This is a genomic window from Burkholderiales bacterium (genome assembly GCA_013695435.1).
Taxonomy (GTDB): Bacteria; Pseudomonadota; Gammaproteobacteria; order Burkholderiales; family JACMKV01; genus JACMKV01.
The window spans coordinates 1-6,696 of sequence record JACDAM010000275.1; the positions used below are offsets into that span (position 1 = coordinate 1).

The following is a 6,696-nucleotide window of genomic DNA, read 5'->3' on the forward strand; positions in this document are numbered from 1 at the left end:
CAGGAATGCGAAACAACCGCGGCTTCGGATTTCCTGGCTGTGGCCGCGGCGTCACCGTGCCGATTTCGATGAAGCCGAAACCGAGCGCAGCGAGCGCATCGATGTACTCGCCATTCTTGTCGAGGCCGGCGGCGAGTCCGACGCGGTTTGGAAATTGCAGCCCCATCAGCTCGATTGGGCTCGACATCGGCTGCGCGTGACCGAAAATGTTCAGCCGTTGCGCGTGCTTCAGCGATTCGAGGGTTAGATGGTGAGCAGTCTCGGCCTCGAGCCTGAACAGCAGCGGACGCATCAAACGGTACAGCATCGGCGTGCGGCGGTGGAGCCTGGCTTAAGCGCTGCGGCTTTTTGCGGGAAACCGCAGGGCGAACGTACTGCCCCGGGGCGGCAGGCTTTCGGCGCTGACGTCCCAACTGAAACGCTCGGCGATACGTCTGACGATGGCCAGGCCGAGGCCGCTGCCGCCCAGATATTCGTCCTGGCCGCGATAATGTCGCTTGAAGATATGCGGCAGATCGGATGCGGCTATGCCCCGGCCGGTGTCGCTGATGGCGAGAGTGCCATCGTCATAACGGAATTTTATGGCTCCGCGGTCGGTATATTTGGCGGCGTTTTTTATCAGGTTGGTCAGCGCGAGCTGCAGCGCCGGACGGTACACGTGCAGCACGCTGTTGTTGGGAATGATAAGTTCGATCTCGATGTCCTTCGCGGCCAATTGATCGCGAAACGGTGCCAGCGCCTCATCGATGGCCTCGCGCACATCGACCGCTTCATCGTCGCCGGCTTGCGTCTCGCGCGCCAGCAGTAAAAGCGCGCTCATGGTCTGCTCGATGCGCGCGCCGGCGCCGGCGATTGCCTCCAGGCGCTGCCGCGTTTTGGCCGACAGCGTCGGGTCTTCGCCGAGCAGTTCACAACTCGTGACGATCGCCGTCAGCGGCGTGCGCAACTCGTGGCTCAGATTGGCGGTGAACTCCTTCTCGCGCTGCAACAGTCGCCTCATGCGCTGGTCGTATTCATCGAACGATTGCGCCACGCTCACAACTTCTTCGTCGTGGTAATTCGAGGCCAGCGGCGGATATTGGATACCGGGCGTGCGGCCCGCGACGCGCTGCGCGAGATCGGCGACTTGCCTGACCAGCAGCCCGGACAACCAGAAGCCGAGCCCCACGGTAACTGCCGCCATGCTCGCCATGCCGAGCAGCAGGAATGTACGGAAGTTGGCAATGCGCTGTTCGTGGCGAGACGCGTCGTACAACAGATAAAACTCGGCGTCGTCCTGTTTGCGGACTTCGACATGAAATTCCTTGCCGTCGACGAAGATTTCCTGATGGCCGATTGCGAGGTTTTGCAAGTATGCCGGTAGAGTGCCGCGCTCGTTGGCAGAGACGATATATCCGGACAGGTCGGAATCATGACTCCGCGATATCCGCGGATCCTGCCGGTAGCGCGCGATCAGTTCGCTCATCTCGTCGGCCAGGATCGCGTTGATGAATTCCTCTTCCTTATCGTAGGTCACCAGAAAGATCGCAATGGTTTGCGCCGTGGTCAGCAGCATGCTGAACAGCGCGAAACTCAGCGCCACGCGTAGACGCAAACCGGGTCGAAAGCGCAGACCTGGCAACAGTCGCAAACCGGAGCGCAGGCGGGAGCCGGCCTTAGTGCGCATTATGTGCGACGAGGCGGTAGCCGATGCCGTGCACGGATTCGATCGGATCAAAGCCGCCCGCCCGCGCGAGCGCACGGCGCAGCGTGTGCATGTGGCTGCGCAGGGTATCGCTGGTCGCTTGCTCTTCGCCCCAGATCGCGAGTTCGAGTTCGGCGCGGGAGAAAACGTGATGCGGCCGCGCCATCATGCATTCGAGCAAGCGCATCGATTTCGGCGGCAGCCTGACGGGCTCTCCGGCAAATACGATTTTCAACCTGTCGGTATCGAATACCAGTTCGCCGACGCGAAGTTCGGGGTCAGCCACCTTACCACTGCGCCTCTTGTGCAGCGCCAGCAACCTGGCTTCGACTTCGCGCAATGCAAACGGCTTGACCAGGTAATCGTCGGCGCCCTGCGCAAAACCATCGAGCTTGTCGGCCAGCGTATCGCGCGCGGTCAGCATCAGTACCGGCGTATCGCGGCCGGCGTCTTCGCGCAGGCGCCGGCACAGCGTCAGACCATCGATGACCGGCAGATTGAGATCGAGCAGGAGGGCGTCGAAATCCGCAGTGACGGCGAGGTGCAGGCCGGTGACGCCATCGGCGGCCGCATCGACGACATGGCCGCGGCTTTCCAGATAATCGTAGAGGTTGGCGGCGATGTCGCGGTCGTCTTCGACAATCAGGATGCGCATCGCGCTGTTTGAAGTGCGCTACAACTGATCGTTGAGTATCTGCCAACGGCCTTCGATCAGCCCCTGGATCGGCTGAAAGTTGATCTTGTACGCCATCTTCGGACTGTGCGCGATCCAGTAGCCGAGATACAGATACGGCAGACCGAGTTTCCGGCACAGTTCGATTTGCCAGAGGATGTTGTAGGTGCCGAAGCTCGCGCGCGGGGTATCGGGATCGAAAAACGTGTAGACCGATGACAAGCCATCCTGCAGACGATCGACGATGCTGACCATGCGCAAATGCCGCTCTGCCGGATCGCGGAATTCGACCAGGCTCGAACGCACGTTGCTCTGCAAAAGGAAATGGCGATACTGCTCGCGGCTGTCGTTGTCCATGCCGCCGCCGGAATGCCGGCTCGATTGGTAGCGCAGATACAAAGCGTAGTGTTCGAGCCGGTATTTGAGTTCGAGCGATTCGGATTGCAGCGCATGGTGCTGTTTCCCGGCGCGGCGCTGCGCCCGATTCGGCTGGAAGGAATCGACCGGCACGCGCACCGGCACGCAGGCGCGGCAATGATCGCAATAAGGCCGGTAGGTGAAGGCGCCGCTGCGGCGAAAGCCGGAGCGCACGAGTTCGCTGTATACGGTCGCGTCGATCAGATGGCTGGGCGTCGCCACCTGTGAGCGCGCCATCGCATCGGGCAAGTAGCTGCACGGGTAGGGCGCGGTGGCGTAAAACTGCAAAACCGAAAGCGGAAAATCGCTGAGCAGCGTCATTTGCTGGCAGTAACAGGGGCAGATGCAGCGCTAATCGGATGGGCTGCCCATTTTGCAGCCGATGCCGGATAGTTTACCAACTCGCGCAGCATTGGAATAAATATTTCTCGGGAAAGAGGACGCGCGCCGAGGCTGGCAAGGTGCGCGGTTTCCATCTGGCAATCGATCAGGCCGAACCCCTGCGCGCGGAGCCGCGCGACCAGATGCGCAAGTGCAATTTTCGAGGCATCGGTGCGGTGCGCAAACATCGATTCGCCGAAGAACACGCGGCCGAGGGCGACGCCATACAGCCCGCCGGCCAGTTCATCATCGACCCAGGTTTCGATCGAGTGCGCGTAGCCCTGTTCGTGCAGCGCGCTATAGGCGCGAATCATCTGCGGCGTAATCCAGGTGCCGTCCTGACCTTGGCGCGGCTCCGCGCAGGCGCGCATGACGGGGCGAAACGCAGTGTCGACGCGCACTTCGTAATCCCGTTTTGCCAGCGTTTTGCGCAGGCTGCGCGAAACTCTGAATTCCCCGGGAAACAGTACCATGCGCGGATTCGGGCTCCACCACAGGACCGGTTCGCTGGCATCGAACCAAGGGAAAATGCCATGGCGGTAAGCTTCGAGCAGGCGCGCCGCCGACAGATCGGCGCCGGCCGCGAGCAAGCCATTCGGATTGGACAACGCGCATTCGATCGGTGGAAACGGATCGTTGCGATTCAGCCACGGAATCATTGCTCTTTCAGCAATACCTGATCGCGGTCCAGCCCGGTATCCTGGAACGAAATCGGATCTTCGATCGGCTCGAGGTGGGTGAGGATGGTGACGTTGCTCAGTTTGCCGCGAATATCGGCTTCGATCGCTTCCAGCAAATTGTGGCCGCGCTGCACCGACCACGCGCCCGGAACCAGCACGTGTACCTCGACGAAGCTGCGCGCAGCCGCGCAGCGCGTACGCAGCGCGTGGTACTGGATGCCTTCCTCTTTGCAATAGCGATCGAGCGTGTCTTGCACGGCGCGTTGCTCGGCGCGCGGCAGCGCCGCATCCATCAAGCCGTGTATCGAGCGCTGTATCAGCCGGCCGCCCGACCACAGGATCATGGCCGCAACCACGATGGCAATCATCGGATCGAGCACATGCCATCCGGTCACCGCGACTGCGGCAAGCGCGAGCAGGATTCCGGCGGAAGTCCAAACGTCGGTCAGCAGATGGCGCGCATCGGCTTCCAGCGTAATCGAACGATGGCGCCGCCCGGCGCGCAGCAGAATGCGCGAAACCGCCAGATTGACAATCGAGGCGAGGACAGCAATCGCGATGCCCAACTCGATCTGCTCGATCGGATGGGGATAACGAAAACGCTGAACCGCGGCATAAGCAATACCGACGCCGGCCACCAGCATCAATCCGCCTTCGGCCCCGCTGGAAAAATATTCGGCTTTTTCGTGGCCAAAAGCGTGGTCTTCGTCGGCCGGGCGCGCGGCAATCGCCAGCATCGCCCACGCCATCAGCGCGGCGGCAAGATTGACCAGCGATTCCATCGCATCCGACAGCAGGCCGACCGAACCGGTCGTCAGCCATGCGCCGCCCTTTGCGACAAGGCCGAAAACCGCCGCCGCAATAGACAACCAGGCGTAGCGGACGAGAGAAGCGCGGTTCACGCTGGCGGATGGCTGGCAGCGGGAGCGGAAAAGGCAGGGGGCAAAGGCATGGCGGGGCGCGCTGGATATCGACGTAGAGGAAGTTGCTTGCAGCATAAGCTTTGCCGTGCCGACATGGTAGGCAAGAAACGGCTGGCGGGCAACGGAAGGACAACACCGCCCGATGTTGCTTCTGAACGGCGGTCAGTCTTTCGTCACATCCGGAAACAAGCGGACGATTCGGGCGGACGAAATCTGCCGTTGCAATCGAGCGCACATTGGCATCGCAAAGCTATCGCACGCGTCGCGCTCCTACAGCTTCTTCACGCAGCGCTGCAGATCTTCGAGCGCAATGTCCTTGGCTTTCCGGTTCTGCTCCTTGATGCATGCGCCGAACTGGCGCGAGAACGCTATCGTCGCGGCCTGCGGCACGCCTTCCGGGAAGTCGGCTGCCATCCGTTTGCTGCACGCGCCGACCGATTTGCCGTAAACCGCTTCGAAGCTTCCGGCGTCGAGCTGGTAGCAGGCCAGCGCGCGCGGATTTGCGGTCAGATGGCGGCGCGACAATTCCGCAACGTAGGCCGTCAGTTTCAGCGTATCGATGATGCCGCCGATCGCTTGCGGCGGGACGGGCGCCGATTCCGCAAGATCGAGGACGAGGCGCGCTTTGGTGTAATCCTGTGCGGCCGATTTCCTGATCCATTCCAGAGACCTGGTCTGATCGTCCGGCAGCATCTGCGAATAGAGGCCTGCCAGTTGAAACTGCGCTTCGCCATCACCTGTCCCGGCCGCTTTTGCCAGCCAAATTTCCGCGCCGCGCAGATCGCCGAGCTTGACCAGCGCCTGGCCAAGCAAGACCTGCGCGCGAGGGTTTCCGCCATGACTCGCACTGTCGAGCAGTTCAGCGGCTTGCGCCCATTGTTCGCCGATAAAGAGCGCTTCGGCTGCGGCGATGAGCGCTTCGTCGGCAACCGCCAATGTCTCCTGCGGCGTGGCTTGCTGCCGGTCGCCGTACGTAAAAGTTCGGGTGATGTGCAATACATCCATCCGCCGTTTTACGGACGCCGGAAAGGGCGCGAATGGCGCGGCATTATCGATCGCCGTCATCAGGGTTCGGTCAACGAGCCGATGCCCGGAGGAGCTATCGATTTCGAGGGACTCGATCGAACCGTCCGATCTGACCGCAATTGTTACCGTTATCGCCCCTTTCTCGTCGCTTGCATTGCCCGGATCGACGATGTTGGCGGCGATTCGGTCCAGGCATCGATCGGCGTAGCGCCTAACGTCTTCTGCCTCGGCCTCGACGAATTTCGGTCCTGGCTGAACGGGTTGGCTGCTTGATTTCTCCGCAACAGCTTGTTCGGCGCGCTCGATTTGAGGGTTGCCGCTACCGCTTTGCGCCGTTTCGGTAACGAGCAGGCAAAAAGCAAAAATCGGGATCAGGCAGCAACGCATGGCGCAAGGGTGGACGGACTGTCCAGCTTTCCCGTTGAACCGGGATTCATGGCAAAAATGTGTCGGTGGACGCAATTGCAGTCTCGTCTGAGCAGTTGAAATTGGGTCGGACGCAGGTTGCCGCCGACTGCGGCGGTGTTCAGGTCGCCTCTCGAGCGGAACGCGAGCTAATTACAGGCCCGCCGCAGTCGGCGAACGAGGCAGAATTCTGGGTACGGTCCGGCAGATCATCACGCCAGCATCGCCGCAATAGCTTTCGCAAAGCGCGGAGGCGGGCGCGAGCAGGGGAGGGAGGTTGCGGTAACGCGGGGACGATTTGCTCCCTCCCCACTTGCTGGGGAGAGCTGGGGTGGGGAAGTGAAGCGGGGTCGTGTGGGAACTGATCTTGCAACCGCCACCCCGCCATCCCGGCGCGCGGACACGTTACCGCGAAGCGGCCGTTTGCGCGGGGAGCGCGCCTTGGACCCGCCTCCCGCAAGCGGGCCTGTGGCTAACGTGTCGGCGGGGCGCGCGGACACGTTACGC

Annotated in this window: 7 protein-coding genes; all 7 read right to left on the reverse strand. The window is 61.8% G+C overall.

Translation table 11 applies throughout. From position 1 onward, the window contains the following. Nucleotides 1–307, reverse strand: a 307-nt coding sequence (locus tag H0V78_13630) for a quinone-dependent dihydroorotate dehydrogenase (protein ID MBA2352778.1), incomplete at its 3' end; no start/stop codon positions are given. A 24-nt stretch (nucleotides 308–331) separates the two neighbouring features. Further along, entirely contained in the window at nucleotides 332–1,666 is a 1,335-nt protein-coding gene (locus H0V78_13635) for a sensor histidine kinase (protein MBA2352779.1), read from the reverse strand. Then, entirely contained in the window at nucleotides 1,656–2,339 is a 684-nt protein-coding gene (locus H0V78_13640) for a response regulator transcription factor (GenBank protein ID MBA2352780.1), read from the reverse strand. Before H0V78_13640 ends, H0V78_13635 begins: the two co-directional genes overlap by 11 nt. Nucleotides 2,340–2,357: 18 nt before the next feature. Further along, on the reverse strand, nucleotides 2,358–3,095 hold the full coding sequence (locus tag H0V78_13645; protein MBA2352781.1) for an arginyltransferase: 738 nt from the start codon (nucleotides 3,093–3,095) through the stop codon (nucleotides 2,358–2,360). After that, nucleotides 3,092–3,814 carry a leucyl/phenylalanyl-tRNA--protein transferase gene (locus H0V78_13650; protein ID MBA2352782.1) on the reverse strand — a complete coding sequence of 241 codons (723 nt, stop codon included), beginning with the start codon at nucleotides 3,812–3,814 and terminating at the stop codon, nucleotides 3,092–3,094. Before H0V78_13650 ends, H0V78_13645 begins: the two co-directional genes overlap by 4 nt. Beyond that, complete coding sequence (locus H0V78_13655) at nucleotides 3,811–4,833, reverse strand: cation transporter (GenBank protein ID MBA2352783.1); 1,023 nt, start codon at nucleotides 4,831–4,833, stop codon at nucleotides 3,811–3,813. The genes H0V78_13650 and H0V78_13655 overlap by 4 nt, the downstream gene beginning before the upstream one ends. A 195-nt stretch (nucleotides 4,834–5,028) precedes the next feature. Beyond that, entirely contained in the window at nucleotides 5,029–6,171 is a 1,143-nt protein-coding gene (locus tag H0V78_13660) for a TonB family protein (protein ID MBA2352784.1), read from the reverse strand. Nucleotides 6,172–6,696 lie beyond the last annotated feature (525 nt).